The sequence below is a fragment of the Nocardioides mesophilus genome, from assembly GCF_014395785.1.
Classification (GTDB): domain Bacteria; phylum Actinomycetota; class Actinomycetes; order Propionibacteriales; family Nocardioidaceae; genus Nocardioides_B; species Nocardioides_B mesophilus.
This window is the reverse complement of record NZ_CP060713.1, coordinates 3483038-3501871: the sequence shown is the minus strand read 5'-3', so window position 1 is coordinate 3501871 and position 18834 is coordinate 3483038. Positions and strand designations below refer to the sequence as shown.

17 protein-coding genes are annotated in these 18834 nt (G+C 71.7%); 6 read left to right on the top strand and 11 right to left on the bottom strand.

Going from position 1 to position 18834, the window contains the following annotated elements:
* Window positions 1–1236 (bottom strand): polyamine ABC transporter substrate-binding protein, encoded by a 1236-nt coding sequence (locus H9L09_RS16865; protein WP_187577995.1) that lies wholly within the window; start codon window positions 1234–1236, stop codon window positions 1–3.
* A 179-nt stretch (window positions 1237–1415) separates the two neighbouring features.
* Here H9L09_RS16865 and H9L09_RS16860 point away from each other — a divergent pair, with 179 nt between their 5' ends.
* The 3 genes from H9L09_RS16860 (at window position 1416) to H9L09_RS16850 (ending at window position 5679) form a co-directional block, all read left to right on the top strand.
* Window positions 1416–1904 carry an Lrp/AsnC family transcriptional regulator gene (locus H9L09_RS16860; RefSeq protein ID WP_223164095.1) on the top strand — a complete coding sequence of 163 codons (489 nt, stop codon included), beginning with the start codon at window positions 1416–1418 and terminating at the stop codon, window positions 1902–1904.
* A 95-nt stretch (window positions 1905–1999) separates the two neighbouring features.
* Window positions 2000–3292 (top strand): NAD(P)/FAD-dependent oxidoreductase, encoded by a 1293-nt coding sequence (locus H9L09_RS16855; RefSeq protein ID WP_246456078.1) that lies wholly within the window; start codon window positions 2000–2002, stop codon window positions 3290–3292.
* A 155-nt stretch (window positions 3293–3447) separates the two neighbouring features.
* A complete protein-coding gene (locus H9L09_RS16850; protein ID WP_187577994.1) occupies window positions 3448–5679 on the top strand; it encodes a putative bifunctional diguanylate cyclase/phosphodiesterase in 2232 nt (743 codons plus the stop codon).
* 18 nt (window positions 5680–5697) lie between these two features.
* Here the strand turns inward: H9L09_RS16850 and H9L09_RS16845 are convergent, their stop codons facing one another.
* On the bottom strand, window positions 5698–7587 hold the full coding sequence (locus H9L09_RS16845; protein WP_187577993.1) for a propionyl-CoA synthetase: 1890 nt from the start codon (window positions 7585–7587) through the stop codon (window positions 5698–5700).
* 261 nt (window positions 7588–7848) lie between these two features.
* Here H9L09_RS16845 and H9L09_RS16840 point away from each other — a divergent pair, with 261 nt between their 5' ends.
* Window positions 7849–8724, top strand: a complete 876-nt coding sequence (locus H9L09_RS16840; RefSeq protein ID WP_187577992.1) for a serine protein kinase RIO — start codon at window positions 7849–7851, stop codon at window positions 8722–8724.
* A 20-nt stretch (window positions 8725–8744) separates the two neighbouring features.
* The gene (locus H9L09_RS16835; protein ID WP_246456077.1) at window positions 8745–9839 is read left to right on the top strand and encodes an LOG family protein; all 1095 of its coding nucleotides are present in this window, start codon (window positions 8745–8747) and stop codon (window positions 9837–9839) included.
* A 183-nt stretch (window positions 9840–10022) separates the two neighbouring features.
* On the opposite strand, the gene H9L09_RS16830 is transcribed toward H9L09_RS16835, so the two are convergent.
* The 8 genes from H9L09_RS16830 to rpsB form a co-directional block, all read right to left on the bottom strand.
* Window positions 10023–10661 (bottom strand): class I SAM-dependent methyltransferase, encoded by a 639-nt coding sequence (locus H9L09_RS16830; protein ID WP_187577991.1) that lies wholly within the window; start codon window positions 10659–10661, stop codon window positions 10023–10025.
* Between the two features lie 9 nt (window positions 10662–10670).
* Window positions 10671–11852 (bottom strand): dual-specificity RNA methyltransferase RlmN, encoded by a 1182-nt coding sequence (gene rlmN / locus H9L09_RS16825; protein ID WP_187577990.1) that lies wholly within the window; start codon window positions 11850–11852, stop codon window positions 10671–10673.
* Window positions 11853–11955: 103 nt separating this feature from the next.
* Entirely contained in the window at window positions 11956–12522 is a 567-nt protein-coding gene (locus H9L09_RS16820; RefSeq protein ID WP_187577989.1) for a histidine phosphatase family protein, read from the bottom strand.
* Window positions 12522–13385 carry a phosphatidate cytidylyltransferase gene (locus tag H9L09_RS16815; protein WP_187577988.1) on the bottom strand — a complete coding sequence of 288 codons (864 nt, stop codon included), beginning with the start codon at window positions 13383–13385 and terminating at the stop codon, window positions 12522–12524. Before H9L09_RS16815 ends, H9L09_RS16820 begins: the two co-directional genes overlap by 1 nt.
* Window positions 13386–13403: 18 nt before the next feature.
* Window positions 13404–13958, bottom strand: a complete 555-nt coding sequence (gene frr, locus H9L09_RS16810; protein ID WP_223164380.1) for a ribosome recycling factor — start codon at window positions 13956–13958, stop codon at window positions 13404–13406.
* A 96-nt stretch (window positions 13959–14054) separates the two neighbouring features.
* On the bottom strand, window positions 14055–14771 hold the full coding sequence (gene pyrH / locus H9L09_RS16805; protein ID WP_187577986.1) for a UMP kinase: 717 nt from the start codon (window positions 14769–14771) through the stop codon (window positions 14055–14057).
* A gap of 124 nt (window positions 14772–14895) precedes the next feature.
* Window positions 14896–15711, bottom strand: coding sequence for a translation elongation factor Ts (tsf, locus tag H9L09_RS16800; protein WP_187577985.1), 816 nt, complete (start codon window positions 15709–15711; stop codon window positions 14896–14898).
* 119 nt (window positions 15712–15830) lie between these two features.
* Window positions 15831–16880 carry a 30S ribosomal protein S2 gene (gene rpsB / locus H9L09_RS16795; RefSeq protein ID WP_187577984.1) on the bottom strand — a complete coding sequence of 350 codons (1050 nt, stop codon included), beginning with the start codon at window positions 16878–16880 and terminating at the stop codon, window positions 15831–15833.
* Window positions 16881–17286: 406 nt separating this feature from the next.
* Here rpsB and H9L09_RS22270 point away from each other — a divergent pair, with 406 nt between their 5' ends.
* Window positions 17287–18171, top strand: coding sequence for a M23 family metallopeptidase (locus tag H9L09_RS22270; protein ID WP_246456076.1), 885 nt, complete (start codon window positions 17287–17289; stop codon window positions 18169–18171).
* Between the two features lie 109 nt (window positions 18172–18280).
* On the opposite strand, the gene H9L09_RS16785 is transcribed toward H9L09_RS22270, so the two are convergent.
* Complete coding sequence (locus H9L09_RS16785) at window positions 18281–18604, bottom strand: GYD domain-containing protein (protein WP_187577983.1); 324 nt, start codon at window positions 18602–18604, stop codon at window positions 18281–18283.
* Window positions 18605–18834 lie beyond the last annotated feature (230 nt).

Sequence of the window (18834 nt, the reverse complement as noted above, 5' to 3'; positions counted from 1 at the left end):
TCATGCTCCGGTCACGGCTGCGAACTGCTGCTGGTAGTCCTGCTCGGTCTTGCTGTCCAGACCCATCATCGAGTAGGTCTTCGCCAGCAGGTCCTGCCCGGGGAAGATCAGCTCGTTGTCGACCAGGCTCGGGTCGATCTTCTCCATCGCCTGCTTGGCTCCGTCGACGGGACAGATGTAGTTCACCCAGGCGGCCAGCTCGGCGGCGATCTCCGGCTGGTAGTAGAAGTCCATCCACTTCTCGGCGTTCGCCTTGTGGGTGGCCTTGTTCGGCACGATCATGTTGTCGCTCCAGATCGCGAGGCCTTCCTCGGGAGCGATGAACTTGATGTTCGGGTTGTCGAACTGAAGCTGGATGATGTCGCCGGACCACGCCTCGCAGGCCACGATGTTGCCCTTGGACAGGTCCTGGGCGTACTCGTTGCCGGTGAAGGCACGGATCTGACCGGCCTGCACGGACTTGTCGAGCCGCTCGATCGCCGCGGCGTACTCGTCGGCGGTGAAGTCGGCGGGGTCCGCCCCCTCGAGCAGCAGCATGAAGAGCATCGTGTCGTGCATCTCCGAGAGCAGGCTGACCTTGCCCTTGAGGTCGCTGCGGGTGAGCAGCTCGTCGAAGCTCTTCACCTCGCCGGTCAGGTCGGCGTTGTAGGCGATCCCGGTCAGGCCGCTCTGCCACGGGGCGGAGTACTTCCGCTCGGGGTCCCACGACGGGCTCCGCAGGCTCTCGGAGAGGTTCGCCTCGACGTTGGGCATGTTCGCCTTGTCGAGCTCCTGGATCCAGCCGAGGTCGATCATCCGGGCGGCCATGTAGTCGGTGAGGGCGAACATGTCACGCCCGGTGCTCTGGCAGTCGGCGAGCTGGTTGCGCACGATGCCGAAGAACTCGTTGTTGTCGTTGATGTCGGTGACGTAGTCGACCGTGATCCCGGTCTGGTCCTCGAACTTCTGCAACGTCGGGTAGACGGTGACCTTGCTGCCACCCTGCTTGACCCGCTTCTCGTCGATGTAGAGCGGCCAGTTGGAGAACTTCATCTTCTTCTCCGTGGCCGACAGGTCCTTGCTGACGCACTCGCCGGCAGCCTGCTTGGCGCCCTGGGTGCCGCAGGCGGCGAGCAGGTTGGGTGCTCCCACGGCGAGACCGGCGAGGCCGGCACCGCGCAGGAAGCCGCGGCGACTGACGCCCCGGCCGGTGGTCGCGCGCAGGAGCTCGCGAAGGTGGGCATCGGTCTGCGACATCCGAGCAGTTCCTCTCTGGGGCCGTACCACGCATGGTCACGCTCTGCTGAGGATCTTGGCAGAGGGTGCCGGTCCCGACAAGGGATTCGGTCGATACGTAACCTCGAGGCAACGAAATCCATCAGTTTGTCGGCCCGAAACCTTTGACGCGCGCGGCCCCCGCTGACAGGATCCCTTCCGTGAGCACCCGCAATGGACGAAACGGCGCCGCGGGCAGTCCCGCGGTCCTCGACGAGGTCTCCAAGGCGATCATCGAGGAGCTGCAGCAGGACGGCCGGCGCTCGTACGCCGCCATCGGCAAGGTGGTCGGACTCTCCGAGGCCGCCGTGCGGCAACGGGTGCAACGGCTCATCGACAGCGGTGTGATGCAGGTGGTCGCCGTCACCGACCCCCTCGAGCTCGGCTTCGCCCGGCAGGCCATGATCGGGATCAAGGTCCGCGGTGAGCTCGAGCCGGTCGCCGACGCCCTCGCCCAGATCGCCGAGGTCGACTACGTGGTGATCACCGCCGGCGCCTACGACCTGCTCGTCGAGGTGGTCTGCGAGAGCGACGAGGCGCTGCTGCACGTGCTCTCCTCCAAGATCCGCACCCTGGAGAACGTCGTCTCCACCGAGACGTTCATGTATCTCGAGCTCCGCAAGCAGACCTACTCCTGGGGTGTGCGCTGAGCGACGCCGGCTACGCCGGGCTCTCGCTGTGGCACGAGAGCGCCGGGGAGGACTGGACGGCGCGCGCGCCGCTGCCCGGCGACACCAGCGCGGACGTGGCCGTGGTCGGCGCGGGTCTCACCGGCCTCTGGACCGCCTACTACCTGCTGCGCGCCGACCCGACCCTGCGCGTGGTGCTGCTCGAGGCCGAGACGGCCGGGTTCGGCGCCTCCGGCCGCAACGGCGGGTGGTGCTCGGCGCTGTTCCCCTCCTCGCTCTCCTCGCTCTCGCGCCTCCCCGGCTCAGGCCGGGAGGCTGCCCTCGCCCAGCACCGCGCGATGCGGGCCACCGTCGACGAGGTGCTCCGCGTCGCCGCCGTGGAGCGGATCGACGCCGCGGCCCACAAGGGCGGCACCGTCGTGGTGGCACGCTCCCCGGCCCAGCTGGCGAGCGCCCGCGCCGAGGTCGCCGCCGCCCGGACCTGGGGGCGCGGCGAGGACGACCTGGTGCTGCTGGACGAGGCCGCGGCGCGGCGCCGCCTGGACGCCGCGGGGACCCTCGGCGGCACCTACACCCCCGACTGCGCCGCGGTGCATCCCGCGCGCCTGGTGCGAGGGCTGGCACGGGTCGTCGAGCGCCTCGGCGGCACCGTGTACGAGCAGACCCGGGCGCTCGCGGTCTCCCCCGGATCGGTGCGCACCCACCGGGGAACGGTGCGCGCGCAGATCGTGGTGCGCGCCACCGAGGGCTACACCCCCGACCTCGACGGGCTGCGTCGCGACGTCGTGCCTGTCTCCTCCCTCGTCGTCGCCACCGCACCGCTCCCGGACGAGGTGTGGGAGCGGATCGGGCTGCGCGAGCGCGAGACCTTCTCCGACCACCGGAACCTGATCGTCTACGGCCAGCGGACCGCGGACGGCCGGCTGGTGTTCGGCGGCCGCGGGGCGCCGTACCGCTTCGGATCGCGGATCCCTCGCGGGTACGACCGCGACTCCGCCGTCTTCGCCCGGCTGCGGCGGACCGCGGTCGAGATGCTGCCCGCGCTCGCCGGCGCCGAGTTCACCCACGCGTGGGGCGGCGTCCTCGGCATCCCCCGGGACTGGTGCGCCTCGGTGGGGCTCGACCGTCGCAGCGGGATCGCCTGGGCCGGCGGGTACGTCGGCGACGGCGTGTCCACCACGAACCTGGCCGGGCGCACCCTGCGCGACCTGGTGCTCGGAGACGACACCGAGCTCACCCGGCTGCCCTGGGTCGACCACCGCTCGCGCCGCTGGGAGCCGGAACCGTTGCGCTGGCTCGGCGTCAACGCCGGACTGCGGGCGATGACCTTCGCCGACGTCGAGGAACGGCTCACGGGCCGCCCGAGCCGGATCGCGCGCGCCATGGCACCCCTGACCGGCGGCCACTGAGCCCGGCGGCGTGCCGGGAGCAACCCCCGCGAGCCGACACCTCGGGCGCAAGGTCAAACCTGGTGTGTCGAAACCGGAGTTAGGCCGATATATGGCATAAAGCCGTTACCTTCGTCTCGTCTGTGTGGCAGACGGGGGTTCTGACAGGGGTGGTGATGGACGAGGTTGCGCCTGCGCGGACGCGAGCTCGCAGCGCCGTCCTCACGACCCTGCTCGTCGTGCTGACCCAGTTCGCGCTGCTCGTGTACGTCTACCACCTCGACGACGACGTGGCCCGCCAGCACGCGGCGTACGCCCGCGTCTCCGGCATCTTGTCCACCCTCGGGTCGCAGCCGGAGCCGCAGGTCGCCTCCTCCTCCGGGCGCGCGGTGCAGAACCTCGTCGACTCGGGCATCGCCGACGGGCCCGCGGTGCGGATGACCGAGCTCTACAACACGTGGATCTCCGACACCTCCGACACCGTGGCACTAGAGGACCTGCGCGCGGAGACCAACCGGATCGGCGAGGACATCGCGGCCGACCAGGCCCGCACCGACCTCGTCGCAGCCGGCGTGCTGGCAGCCCTGCTGATCATCGTCTGCCTCGGCTGGTTCGTCTGGTTCCGCCGGCTGGTACGCCGGCACCGGGTGATGGAGCGGGCCCTCACCCACAAGCAGGCGCTCGACGACTCCGAGCAGCGGCTGCTCTCGCTGGTGAGGAACAGCGCCGACCTGATCCTGGTGCTGGACCACGACTCCAGCGTCTCGTTCGCCAGCCCCTCCTCGGCCACCGTCCTGGGCTGGGAGCCCGAACGCCTGCTGGGCCGTCGCCTCGTCGACATGCTGCCCTCGGAGGACGCGGCGACGCTCGCGCGGCACCTGGTCACGCAGCGCGAGGGCGACCACGACCTCCAGGTCCGGCTCGGGCACGCCGACGGGCGGACGCTCGTGCTCGAGGGCTCGCTGACCAACCTCGCCGATGATCCGTCCGTCCGGGGCTGGGTCCTCACCCTCCGCGACGTGACCGACCGGCAGTCGCTGCAGGAGCAGCTCGCCCAGCAGGCGTTCCACGACCAGCTGACCGGGCTGGCCAACCGTCAGCTTCTCACCGACCGGCTCGGGCACGCCCTGGCCCGGCAGGTGCGCCGCGCGGAGCCGCTCAGCGTGCTCGTCTGCGACCTCGACGACTTCAAGCACCTCAACGACAGCCGGGGCCACAGCGCCGGCGACCAGCTGCTGGTGGAGGTGGGGGTCCGGCTGCTGCGGGCGCTGCGACCCGGCGACACCGCTGCCCGGCTGGGCGGCGACGAGTTCGCGGTGCTCCTCGAGGGCAGCGACGCGGCGCAGGCCGAGAAGGTCGCCCGGCGGGTCCAGGAGCTGCTCTCCGAGCCGTTCCTCGTCGAAGGCGCGTCGCTGTCGCTGCGCGCGAGCATCGGCATCGCAGAGGCTGCTCCCGGCACCAGCACCGGCGACGAGGTGCTCCGCAACGCCGACGTGGCGATGTACTGGGCCAAGGACCGCGGCAAGAGCACGGTCGCGGTCTACGAGTCCGGCCTGCACGCCCTCGCCCTGGAGAAGATGGCGATCCGCGGCGAGCTGCAGGTGGCGATCCGGGAGCAGCAGTTCGTGCTGCACTACCAGCCCACCGTCAACCTCGCCACTGAGACCATCACCGGCTTCGAGGCGCTGGTGCGCTGGCAGCACCCGCTGCGGGGACTGCTCCCGCCCGCGACGTTCATCCCCATCGCCGAGCAGAGCGGGCTGATCGTCCCGCTCGGCGAATGGGTGCTGCGCGAGGCCTGTCATGCCGCCGTCACGATGCAGACCCCGGTCCAGCACCCGACGATCGCGGTGAACATCGCCGCCCAGCAGGTCGTCCAGAACGACTTCGTGGACCTGGTGATCGACGCGCTCGAGGACGCCGGGCTGGAGCCGCAGCAGCTCACCCTGGAGATCACCGAGAGCATGCTGCTCGACGACATGGCCGGGGCGATCGAGAGGCTGGCCGCCCTGCGCTCCATCGGCGTGCACGTGGCCATCGACGACTTCGGCACCGGCTACAGCTCGCTGTCCTACCTCTCCCGGCTGCCCGTGGACATCTTGAAGGTGGACAAGTCCTTCGTCGACGAGGTGTGCTCGGGAAGCCACGGGGCGTCCGTGACCGAGGCGATCATCGCGATGGGCCGCACCATGCGGCTGACGACGGTCGCCGAAGGCGTCGAGCTGCCCGAGCAGGCGGCCTGGCTGCAGGGCGCCGCCTGCACGATGGGACAGGGCTACCTGTGGTCCCAGCCGGTCGAGCTGGCCGCCGCCCACCACCTGCTCCGCTCCGGGGTCCCGCGGCAGCGGCTCCGCACCGAGATCCCCCGGCCGAACCGCATCCGCCGCCCGACGACCGGGCGCGGCTGAGGCGTCCCCCGGCGCTGCTCAGACGCCGGTGCCGCGCAGCGCCGGACGCAGCGCGTCGAGCACACCGGCGTCCTCGATCGTCGACGGGACAGCAGGCTCACCGCCGTCGGCGATCTCGCGCATCGTCTTGCGCAGGATCTTCCCGGAGCGGGTCTTGGGCAGGCCGGGCACCACGGTGATCTCACGCAGCGCGGCCACGGCGCCGATCTGGTCACGCACCAGCGCCACCAGCTCGCGGCCGATCTGTTCGGGGTCGGTGTCCACGCCGGTCTTGAGCACCACGAGTCCGCGCGGCAGCTGGCCCTTGAGCGAGTCGGCCACCCCGATCACCGCGCACTCCGCCACAGCCGGGTGGGTGGCGATCACCGCCTCCATGGCACCGGTCGACAACCGGTGCCCGGCGACGTTGATGACGTCGTCGGTGCGGCCCATGACGTAGAGGTAGCCGTCCTCGTCGAAGTAGCCGCCGTCGCCGGAGAGGTAGTACCCGTCGAAGACCGAGAGGTAGGACGCGACGTACCTGTCGTCGTCCTGCCACAGCGTGGGCAGCGTGCCCGGCGGCAACGGCAGCCGCAGGCAGATCGCGCCCTCGGTGCCGGGCGGTGCCGGACGGCCGAGCTCGTCGAGCACCTCCACGGCGTAGCCGGGCACCGGGACGCTCGGGGAGCCGGGCTTGATCGGCATCGGGTCCAGACCGCGCAGGTTCGAGGCGATCGGCCAGCCGGTCTCGGTCTGCCACCAGTTGTCGACGACCGGGACGCCGAGCCGGTCCTTGGCCCATTCGTAGGTGTCCGGGTCGAGCCGTTCCCCGGCGAGGAACAGGGTGCGGAACCGGGAGAGGTCGTGGCCGGCGAGCAGGCTCGCGTCCGGGTCCTCCTTCTTGATCGCCCGGATCGCGGTCGGTGCGGTGAACAGCGCCTCCACCCCGTGCTCGGCGATGACCCGCCAGAAGGCGCCGGCGTCGGGGGTGCCGACCGGCTTGCCCTCGTAGAGCACCGTGGTCGCCCCGCAGATCAGCGGCGCGTAGACGATGTAGGAGTGGCCCACCACCCAGCCGACGTCGGAGGCGGCCCACCAGACCTGGCCGGCGTGGACGTCGTACACGTTCGGCAGCGACCAGGCCATCGCGACGGCATGGCCGCCGTTGTCCCGCACGATCCCCTTGGGCTTCCCGGTGGTTCCCGAGGTGTAGAGGATGTAGAGCGGGTCGGTGGCCGCCACCTCGACGCACTCGGCCGGCGAACTGCGCCCTGCGCGCATCGCCACGTCCCACTCGACGTCGCGGGGCTCGACCATCGTGGCCAGGTGCTCGGGACGTTGCTTGATCACGCAGACGTCCGGCTGGTGCTCCGCGAGCTCGAGGGCCCGGTCCAGCATCGGTTTGTACTCCACGATCCGGGTCGGCTCGATCCCGCAGGAGGCGCTGACCACGACCTTGGGCCGGGCGTCGTCGATGCGGATCGCCAGCTCGTGGGGAGCGAAGCCGCCGAAGACCACGGAGTGCACCGCCCCGAGCCGGGCGCAGGCCAGCATGGCGATCACCGCCTCGGGGATCATCGGCATCGAGATGACCACCCGGTCGCCCTTGTCGACGCCGAAGGTGCGCAGCGCTCCGGCGAAGGCAGCCACCTGCTCGAGCAGCTCGGCGTAGGAGTAGCTGCGGACGGTGCCGGTGACCGGGCTGTCGTGGACCAGCGCGGGCCGCTCCGCGTGTCCGGCGACCACGTGCCGGTCGAGAGCGTTGTAGCAGGTGTTGAGGGTGCCGTCGGGGAACCACCGGTAGAACGGCGGGTTCGACCGGTCGAGGATCTGCGTGGGTCTGCGGATCCAGTCGACGAGGCTTGCCTGCTCGCCCCAGAAGCCGTCCGGGTCCTCGATGCTCCTGGTGTGCGCGGTCCGGTGGTCCACGGGGTCCCCTCTCCTCTGCTCCGGCCCGGGTCGCGCGGCATCGCCGCGCTGCCCGAGGCAGGTGGGAGGAGTCTACCGAGGGGGTCGGGCCGGAAAATGCGTTGCGGCCGACCGGTCGGCTCCTCCATCCTGGGTCCAGCCACCGCGACGGAGCGTCGCGGTCCCGCGCCCAGCGGGCCGAGTGAGAGGAGATGAGCATGCGCGTCGACGTTGTCTGCCTGTCTGCAGCCCTCTCCCCCTCTCACTCCAGGAGCTCCTCCGTTGTCTTCCGACACCGCCTCACCTGAGTTCGGCCCCGCCGGTTCCGATCTCGACCCGTTCTTCGTCTTCGATTTCCGCACCGCCGACGACCCCGACGAGGGTCAGCGCTGGTCGACCTGGCTCAGCGTGGAGCCGCTCTCGCGCGGCCCCGAGCCCCGTCCGGACTGGGTGGTCACCTCCCAGGCCGCGCTCGACACCGAGCTCGGCGTGCTCAAGACCGGCAAGGAGGCCGACGTCTTCCTGCTCGAGCGCGCCGTCCCGGACGACCCCGACCAGAGCGTGGTGCTCGCCGCCAAGCGCTACCGCGACGAGCAGCACCGTTCGTTCCACCGCAGCACCGCCTACACCGAGGGCCGCCGGACCCGGAACAGCCGCGACGCCCGGGCCCTGGCCAAGAAGACCGCCCACGGTCGTGCCGTCGCGGCCGGTCAGTGGGCCTGGGCGGAGTGGGAGGCGTTGACACGGTTCTGGTCCGCCGGCGTCCCGGTCCCCTACCCGGTGCAGATCGACGGCACCGAGATCCTCATGGAGCTCGTCACCGTCGACGGGGAGGCGGCGCCCCGGCTGGCCCAGACGCGACCGGACCCGGAGCTGCTGCGGTCCTACTTCGAGCAGCTGCGGGAGGCCATGATCATCCTCGCCCGGCACGGCGTCGCCCATGGCGACCTGTCGCCGTACAACGTCCTCGCCGCCGGCGAGCGGCTGGTGATCATCGACCTGCCGCAGGCGGTCGACGTGGTGGCGAACCCGACCGGCACGGACTTCTTGATGCGCGACTGCACCAACGTGTGCGGATGGTTCCGTGCCCGGGGGCTCGACCCCGCGGTGGCCGACGAGCACGCCCTCTTCGGTGAGCTGGTCGCCTCCGCGTTCTGAGGTCGACTAGGTTCGACGCCGTGGGGAACCGGCAACGAGGGATCACCGAGGTGGAGAGCCTCGAGCAGTTCGACGCGCTGGTGGCGGCCGGGGCGACGTCGATGGCCGGCTGGCGGCTGCAAGACGTCGACCTCCGGGACCGCTCCGAGGCGCTCGGCAAGCTCGACGCCGACGGCTCGGTGCTCCTCGGCTGCGACCTGGAGAGCGACGCCGAGAGCGACCTGCGCGAGCGGGGCGCCCTGATCTTCCCGCAGGTGCCCGACGTGCCGGTGAACCCCTATCGGGCCCACCTCTACACGCCCGCAGAGCTCTACCAAGGCCTGGAGACCTCCTACGACGCGACGCCGGACGCCCGGGCCTACGCCTGGTCCCGCGGGTCCCGCGACCTGGCCCACGACCTCGCCCGGGCACTGCACGACCATGCCATCGACGACGCCCTGTCCGAGACGGTCGCGGACCTGCGGCTGGTCGGGGTGATGGGGGGACACGAGCTGGAGCGCGATACCCGGGCCTACCTCGACGCCGCGCGCCTGGGACGGACGCTCGCCCGGGCCGGGCTCTTCGTGGCCACCGGCGGCGGACCCGGGGCGATGGAGGCAGCCAACCTGGGCGCCTACCTCGCGCCCTACGACGACGCCGCCCTCGACGACGCCGTCGAGGTCCTGGCCGCGGTGCCGGCCTTCAGCCCCTCGGTGTCGGCGTGGGCCCGCGCGTCGTTCGAGGTGCTCCGGCGCTGGCCGGCCGGCGGTGACTCGCTGGGCATCCCCACCTGGTTCTACGGGCACGAGCCGCCCAACGCCTTCGCCACCCGCATCGCGAAGTACTTCAAGAACGCGATCCGCGAGGACATCCTGCTGCACCTCTGCGACACCGGCATCGTCTTCCTCCCGGGGCGCGCCGGCACCGTCCAGGAGGTCTTCCAGGACGCCTGCGAGAACTACTACTCCACGCCGGACACGGTGGCCTCGATGGTGCTGGTGGGCGTCGACCACTGGACCCGGGTGCTGCCGGCCTGGCCGCTGCTCGAGGCGCTGGCCGCCGGGCGTCAGATGGCCGACCGGGTGCACCTCGTCGACTCCACCGAGGACGTGCTGCCGCACCTCACGTCGCGCTGACTCCGGGCGCCGGTCGGAGGCCGGCGCGGGCGGAGTCCCGGCGGCGCCTGCGCTCCGACATGCACACCGAAGCGGCCGGGGCGCGACGCAGGCGCAGGACGCCCGCAGGACCGGCGCGAGTGCATGTCCGAGCGCCGGTGCGGAGGTCCGTCGCCGGCTCGCCACGCCGCCGCGGGTCCGACCTCAGGCGGTCGCCTTGCCGACCGGGCCGATCGGGCCGGCCGTGCTGAGCTTGCGGTAGCCGACCACCGGGAAGACCGGGTCCCCGGACGTGGCCGACCCCCAGTCGCTGCGCCCGGAGAACGACGTACCGCCGACCAGGCCGAGACCGAGGCGACGGGCGACGAGGTCCACGCGCTCGCGGTTGTCGGAGGGTCGTTTCGGCACCCTGCCGTGGGCGAGGCTCTTGTCCACCGTCGTGACCAGGTGACCACCGGGCCGGAGCACCCGTGCCGCCTCGGCCAGGACCCGGTCCGCGGTGGGCACGTCGAGCAGGTGCAGCAGCCACACCACCGTGACCACGTCGACGGACCCGTCCCGGACCGGCATCCGGTCCGCGACGGCCTGCAGCTGCCGGCCCGGGAGCCGGTCGGCCGCGACCCGCAACATGCCGTGCGAGCCGTCGAGCACCAGCACGGACCAGCCCAGGTCGCTGAGCTCGCTGGAGACGATGCCCGTGCCGCCGGCCACGTCGAGGAGCGTCCCGCCCGGAGGCACCAGCTCCACGACGGCCGCCGCGGCGGCGCGGGCCCTCGCCCGGCCTCCGCGGGACTCGTCGTAGTCCGCGGCTTCGGCGTCGTAGTACCGGCGGCTCCCGGTCACCGGCCGCCCTCAGGCGTCCGTGGCGGCGAGCTGGCCGCAGGCACCGTCGATCTCGCTGCCGCGGGTGTCGCGGACGGTGGTGGGCACGCCCTTGGCCTCCAGCCGGCGGACGAACTCGCGCTCGTCCTCGCGGCGCGACGCGGTCCACTTCGACCCCGGCGTCGGGTTCAGCGGAATCAGGTTGACGTGCACCCAGCCCCAGTCGCCGTACGACGTCAGCACGTCGCCGAGCAGGTCGGCCCGCCAGCCCTGGTCGTTGATGTCGCGCATCATGGCGTACTCGATCGAGACGCGGCGCTTGCTCACGCGGGCGTAGTTCCACGCCGCCGCCACCGCCTCGTGCACCGACCAGCGGGTGTTGATCGGCACGAGCTCGTTGCGGAGCTCGTCGTCGGGGGCGTGCAGCGACAGCGCCAGGGTGACCGGGATGCCTTCGGTCGCCAGCTGCTCGATCCGCGGCACCAGTCCGACGGTCGACAGCGTGATGCCCCGCGCGGACATGCCCAGGCCGTCGGGGGCAGGGTCCGTCATCCGCCGGATGGCTCCCATGACCGCCTTGTAGTTGGCCATCGGCTCCCCCATGCCCATGAACACCACGTTGGAGACCCGCCCGGGGCCACCGGGCACCTCGCCGCGGGCCAGCGACCGGGCCCCGGCGACCACCTGCTCGACGATCTCGGCAGTGGACATGTTGCGCTGCAGGCCGCCCTGCCCCGTCGCGCAGAACGGGCAGGCCATCCCGCAGCCCGCCTGGGACGAGACACACATCGTCACCCGGTCCGGGTAGCGCATCAGCACCGACTCGACCAGGGCGCCGTCGAAGAGCCGCCACAAGGTCTTGCGGGTGGTGCCCTTGTCCGCCTCGAGGGTGCGCAGCGAGGTCATCAGCTCCGGGAGCAGCCCGGCGACCAGCTGCTCGCGCTCGGCGGCCGGCAGGTCGGTCATCAGCGCGGGGTCGTCGACCAGCCGGGAGAAGTAGTGGGTGGAGAGCTGCTTGGCCCGGAAGCCCGGCAGGCCGAGGCCGGCCACGAGCTCCTTGCGCTCGGCGGCCGTGAGGTCGGCGAGGTGCCGCGGCGGCTTGCGGCGGCCGCGCGGCTCGTCGAAGACGAGGGGAAGGGTGCCCCGACCGGTCGGCTCGGGGGCCTCGACCGTCGGTTCGGGGGTGCTGGGCTGGGCAGGGGGCTCATTCATGACCCGCCCATCCTCCCACCCGCCCCCCGGTCGGCCCCAATCGTCGCCTCCGCGCACCGTCGCGCGACGGCCGGGACCGACGGCGCCGGCCGTGCCCGAGGGCTCAGGCGGTGCCGTAGGACGCCGGCCGGTCCGGCGGCGCCGCCGGGCGCGGCACCTCCCACACGTCCGGCATCCGCAGCGCCGCCCAGGCCTCGAGGTCCGGCGGCCGACCGGTCAGCTCGGAGACCAGCAGGGTCCAGGCGGTGCCGTGCCCGACCAGGACCACGTCGTCGTCCGGGTGCGCCGCGAGCAGCGTGCGGACGGCCGGGACCAGCCGGTCCCGCGCCGCGCTCAGCGGCTCCCACTGCGGGACCGCCCGCTCCTCGGGACGTGCGAAGGCACGTCGTACCGCGGCCCGGAAGTCGGCCTGGTCGGCGAACCAGTGCACCCCGCGACGGTGCTCGGCCAGCTCGGGGACCACTGTCACCGGAGTGTCGGTGAGCCAGCAGGCGGTCTCGAGCGCCTTCGCCTCCGGGCTGCTGAACCAAACCGCCCCTCGCGGCAGCGCGGAGCCGTCCCGGAGCGCGTCGAGGTCTCCCCGACCGGCAGGGTCCAGCCCCCAGGTGTCCGGCGCGGTCGCCGGGTCGGCGGCGGAGCGGCCGTGGCGCACCAGGTGCAGTCGTGGCATCAGAACACGAGGTAGTGCAGCAGCAGCCAGGTCGGCGCCGCCGTGGCCAGCAACGAGTCCAGCCGGTCCATCAGTCCGCCGTGCCCGGGCACGATCTGGGACATGTCCTTGATGCCGAGGTCGCGCTTGATCACCGACTCGCAGAGGTCGCCCAGCGTGGCCGTGACGACGGCGATCAGCCCGAGCAGCGCGCCGACCCACCAGTCGCCCTCGAGCAGGAAGACCACCAGCAGCCAGCCGGCGACCACGCAGGAGACCGCCGAGCCGGCGAAGCCCTCCCAGGACTTCTTCGGCGAGATCACCGGAGCCATCGGGTGCTTGCCGGCGACCACGCCGACGGCGTACCCGCCGATGTCGGAGGCGATGGTCACGACGATGAACGTGATCACCGCGCGCTCGCCGAGCGGCTCGGCCAGCATCAGCGCCACGAAGCCACCGAGGAACGGCACGTAGAAGGCGGTGAACGCCGTCGCGGTGACGTCGCGGACGTAACCGTAGATGCCGCCGCGCAGCCGCCAGAGCATGCAGGCCAGCACCGTCACCGCGGTCGCGGTGACCAGCGACGGCGCTCCGAAGACGTAGGCGGTGAGCACCATCACCGCACCGCCGACCCAGAGCGGCTCGCGGGTCAGCCGGATGTCACCGGTGGCGAACGCCTGCCCGAGCTCCCAGATCGCCACCAGGACGGCGGCGACCACGATCACCATGAACGCTGCCTTCCAGAACAGCAGCGAGACGATGATCGCCGCCCCGAGGACCACGCCGGAGGCGATCGCGGCGGGCAGGTTGCGCCCGGCCCGGCTCGGCGTGGGCACGGACTGCATCGGCGGCGCCGGGGTGGCCGGCTGGTCGGGGGAGGTCATGGCAGGCGGACGAGGTGCTCAGACCTCGAGCAGCTCGGCTTCCTTGTGCTTGAGCATCTCGTCGATCTCGTCGGTGTGCTTCTTGGTCATCCCGTCGAGCCGCTTCTCGGCGCCGGTGACGTCGTCCTTGCCGACCTCGCCGTCCTTCTCGAGCTTCTCGAGGCTCTGCTTCGCGTGGCGACGGACGTTGCGCACCGAGATCTTGCCGTCCTCGGCCTTGACGCGGGCCATCTTGATGTAGTCCTTGCGCCGCTCCTCGGTGAGCTCGGGGAGCACCACCCGGATCGTCTTGCCGTCGTCGGTGGGGTTCACGCCGAGGTCGGAGTCGCGGATCGCGCGCTCGATGGCCGACATCGCGCTCATGTCGTAGGGCGCGACGATGATGACGCGCGCCTCCGGGACGGTGAAGGAGGCCAGCTGCTGCAGCGGGGTCGGGGTGCCGTAGTAGTCGGCGGTGAGCTTGTGGAACATCGACGGGTTCGCCCGCCCGGTGCGGATCGCCGCGAAGTCCTCACGGGTGACCTCGACGGCCTTCTTCATCTTGGCGTCGGCCTCGTTGAGGGTGTCACTGATCACGGCTGCTCCTCGTCGGTTCTGCTGGTGCTGTGGTCGGGCAGGGGTGGCCCCGGGACCGCGCGGCCCCGGCGTACGTCGTCGTGGCGGCCGCGCTCAGGCGTTCCGCGCGACCGTCGTACCGATCTTCTCACCCGCGACGACGCGGGCGATGTTCCCCTCCTCGGAGAGGTTGAACACGATCATGTCGATGTCGTTGTCGCGGCAGAGGCTCACCGAGGTGGCGTCGGCGACCTGGAGGCCGCGGGTGAGGAACTCGTCGTAGGTCAGGTGGTCGAACTTGACCGCGTCGGGGGTCTTGTTCGGGTCGGCGTCGTAGACCCCGTCGACCCCCTGCTTGCCCATGAGGATCACCTGGGCGTGGATCTCCAGCGCCCGCTGCGCGGCGACCGTGTCGGTGGAGAAGTACGGCATCCCGGCACCGGCGCCGAAGATCACGACCCGGCCCTTCTCCAGGTGCCGGATGGCGCGGCGGGGGATGTAGGGCTCGGCGACCTGGCCCATCGTGATCGCGGTCTGCACCCGGGTCTCGACGCCCTCCTGCTCCAGGAAGTCCTGCAGCGCCAGGCAGTTCATGACCGTGCCGAGCATGCCCATGTAGTCGGCGCGGGAACGGTCCAGACCATTCTGCTGGAGCTCGGCGCCGCGGAAGAAGTTGCCGCCACCGACGACGATGGCCACCTCGGTGCCGCCGTTGACCACCGCGGCGATCTCCTTGGCGATGCTGCGGACCACGCCGACGTCGAGGCCGACGCGGCCTCCACCGAACACCTCGCCGGACAGCTTGAGCAGGACTCGTCGGTAGGCGCTCACGGGAGATCCCTTCGGGGTGGAGGCGAGACGGCCGGACAGCGGAGAAGGCCGGTCCTGCGTGGGTGTGTTGCCTTCCACGGAACCGGCCTCCTCGTGTCGTCTCGTTGTCGAGAACCCTAACCCGTCAGGCGCCGACCTCGAAGCGCGCGAAGCGCTTGACCGTGACGCCGGCCTCGTCGAGCACGGCCTTGACCGTCTTCTTCGAGTCCTGGACCGAGGGCTGGTCGAGCAGCGCGACCTGCTTGTAGAAGCCGTTGACGCGACCGTCGATGATCTTCGGCAGCGCCTGCTCGGGCTTGCCCTCCTCGCGGGCGGTCGCCTCGGCGATCTCGCGCTCCTTGGCCACCACGTCGGCGGGGACCTCGTCGCGGGAGACGTACTCCGGGCGCATGGCCGCGATCTGCATCGCGGCGCCGCGGGCGGCGTCCTCGTCCGGACCGTCGTACTCGACCAGAACGCCCACAGCGGGCGGAAGGTCCGAGGCGCGACGGTGCATGTACGTCGCCACCGGGCCGTCGAACACGGCAACGCGGCCGAGCTCGATCTTCTCGCCGATCTTGACCGCGAGGCCCTCGACGGTCCCGCCGACGGTGGAGCCGCCGAGCGGGACGCTCTTGAGCGCCTCGAGGTCGGCCGGCTTGGCCTCCGCGGCGGCGTCGGCGATCTGCTGCGCCACGGCGATGAACTCGTCGCTCTTGGCGACGAAGTCGGTCTCGCAGTTGAGCTCGACCAGCGCCTCGCCGGAGGTGGCGACGAGACCGGCGGAGGCGGTGCGCTCGGCACCGCGCTTGGCGGCCTTCTGGCCCCCCTTGATGCGCAGGATCTCGACGGCCTTCTCGAAGTCGCCGTCGGCCTCCTCGAGCGCCTTCTTGCTGTCCATCATTCCCGCGCTGGTGAGGTCGCGGAGCTTCTTGACGTCAGCGGCGGTGATGTTCGCCATGTCTGTGCACTCCCTCGTGCTGGTGGTGGGTCGTTCCGGGCTGGTGCGCGGCAGCGCTGACCGTGGACACGGGTGCGCGGCTCCTGGAGAGCCGCGCACCCGTGTCCTCGACGGTCGGGTCAGGCCTGGCTGGTCTCCGCGCCGTCCTGCTCCGCGGCAGCGTCGGCCGCGGGGGCCTCGGCCGCAGCGGTCTCGGCCGCGGCGGCGTCGGCCGCGGGCGCCTCGGCGACAGCGGTCTCGGCCGCGGGGGCCTCGGGGGCCGCCACAGCCTCTGCGGCGGGAACGTCCGCAGCCTCGGAGGAGGCGCCGGTGGCCTCGCTGGCCGGAGTCTCGGTCGCGGTGCCGGCGTCCGCGGCGGTGGCCTCGGTGGTGCCACCGGTGGCGGCGACGGCGGCCTGGTCGGCGTCGCCCTGCAGGAGCTCACGCTCCCACTCGGCGAGCGGCTCGGCCTCGGCAGCAGCGCCCTCGGCCTTGGCGCCCGAACGCGACATCAGGCCGTCGGCGACGGCGTCGGCGACCACGCGGGTCAGCAGGCTGACGGCGCGGATCGCGTCGTCGTTGCCCGGGATCGGGAAGTCGACCTGGTCGGGGTCGCAGTTGGAGTCCAGGATGCCGATGATCGGGATGCGCAGCTTGCGCGCCTCCTCGACGGCCAGGTGCTCCTTGTTGGTGTCGACGATCCAGACCGCGGACGGGGTCCGGGTCATCTCGCGGATGCCACCCAGGGTCTTGTCGAGCTTGTCACGCTCCCGCTTCATGCCCAGGAGCTCCTTCTTCGTGCGGCCGCTGCCGGCCACGTCGTCGAAGTCGATCTCGTCGAGCTCCTTGAGGCGGTTGATCCGCTGGTGCACCGTCTGGAAGTTGGTGAGCATGCCGCCGAGCCAGCGCTGGTTCACGTAGGGCATCCCGACGCGGGTGGCCTGCTCGGAGATCGCCTGCTGGGCCTGCTTCTTGGTGCCGACGAACATCACGGTGCCGCCCTTGCCGACGGTCTCCTTGACGAACGCGTAGGCGCGGTCGATGTAGGCCAGCGACTGCTGCAGGTCGATGATGTAGATGCCGTTGCGCTCGGTCATGATGAAGCGCTTCATCTTCGGGTTCCAGCGACGGGTCTGGTGCCCGAAGTGGACGCCGCTCTCGAGGAGCTGGCGCATGGTGACGACGGCCATGGCTGTCGATCCCTCTTTCAGTCGTGACCGGGTGTCAGTGCGCAGCGGGTGACCGCTGGGCGCACCGGACCAGGTCTTCTCTCAGTTGTCGCAGGCGAGCGGGTGCCGCCTGCCCTGACGCCCAGTGCCGGCCGGACTCCCGGGCTGGAGCCTGGAAGACTGAGGGACGGCACCCGCGATGGTCCGCCTCGACCGGTGACCCGGTTCCGACGGCCCGACACGGAGACGGGCGTGCGAAGTCGACCCGCACAGACGGGTCGCTGCGGTGATTCTAGCCCGACGCCGCCGGGAGCCGCTAATCCGCGGGTCGGGCCGGATTTCGTCCCCAGGACGTCGCTCCGGCCGGTCCTCCCCCGGGCCAGCCGTGGTCACCGGCCCAGCCTGCGCCCAGGGCCAGGGTGGAGCGATGACCGCGCCACACTCCAGCACCCCGCTCGTCTCCCGAGCCCGCCCCGCCCCCGGTGCCCCGGCCCACGGCGCCCGCCCGCACCACCGTGCCCGTCCGGCCCGTGGTGCCCCGGCCCGCAGTGCCCGCCCCGGCCGCCGGGTCCGGCGCATCCGCCGGCCCGACGCACCAGGCAGGTCGCTCCGGCGGACCGTCCCGCGAGGTCGTCTGCTCGGGGCGGCCGTGGCGCTCGGAACGCTCCTGCAGCTGGCCGTCGCCGCACCGGCCGCGTCCTTCGAGCCCCGACCAGCCCGTTCAGCCACCGTCGCGACGGTGAGCTCGGGGACGGGATCGGGCGCGCGCCGGTCTGCCGTCGAGCACACCGTGAGGTCGCCCTCCCCGCTGTCGTGGCTCCCGACTCGGGCGGGCGGCAACGCAACCGCGAGCAGTGCATCGGCCACGGGCACGTGGCCGCTGTCGCCGGCCCCTGCCGTGGTGGCGGGGTTCGACCCTCCGGCGCAACCGTGGTCGTCGGGTCACCGCGGCGTCGACCTGGCCGGCGCCGTGGGTCAGCCGGTCCGCGCCGCTCTGAGCGGGACCGTGACGTTCGCTGGTCCTCTCGCCGGGGTCGGGGTGGTCGTCGTGGACCACGGTGACTTCCGCACGACGTACCAACCGGTCGCCGCGACGGTCCGCGTCGGGGACGTGGTCGAGACGGGTTCCCTCCTGGGGCGGCTGCAGATGCTCGGGTCGCACTGCCTCCCCGCCGCCTGCCTGCACTGGGGACTCCTGCGCGGCAAGGTCTACGAGAACCCGCTGGTGCTGGTCGGTGCGGGACCTGTCCGGCTACTTGCTCACCTCCCGGGGGCCGGCACGGCCGGCCTCACCCCGGCCGTCGTGTTCTGAGTGCTGACGGTGCTTCCCCGGAAGTCCCGCAGCTGCGCGGGCAGCCCGAGGGCACCGGCGATGGGACCGCGGGCCCGGGTGCCGCGGCAGCCACTGGCCCCAGCCGACGTCAGGAACCAGGCGGGGCGTAGTCGACGGCGACCTTCATGGCGTCGTCGACCTCCGAGGGCGAGAGCAGGACCACCGTCTCGTAGCTGCTGATCGCGCCCGAGCTGGCCACTGCAGCGGCCATCGCCATCGCTGCGGCGTGGTCGGGTACGTCGGCGATCACGTAGACGTCGTCACCGCCGAACGCGAAGTAGAACGACTCGAGCGATCCCCCGACACCCGCGAGCGCATGCTCCACCGCCTTGACCCGGCTGGTGCCGCCGCTCTTCATGACGCCCTTCAGTCCCTGTGCGGAGTACGAGACCTTGAGCAGGTACTTGGCCATGGCAGCCTCCTCGTGGTGGGAGACTCCATCGAAGTCGGGCTCGGGATCGAGGGTCAATGGCCGGTGCGGGCTGGTCCAGCACCCCCGATCGGAACTGCCCGCCCGATGGGCGACGTCTTCGATCCCTTCGACCGGGGTAGCCCTCATCCGGCGCCCCGCTCGGGTGGAAGCGCGCGGACGCCTCTTGTGATGTCATGGAGACGTTGCATCCAGACCCTGTGCGACGCCGT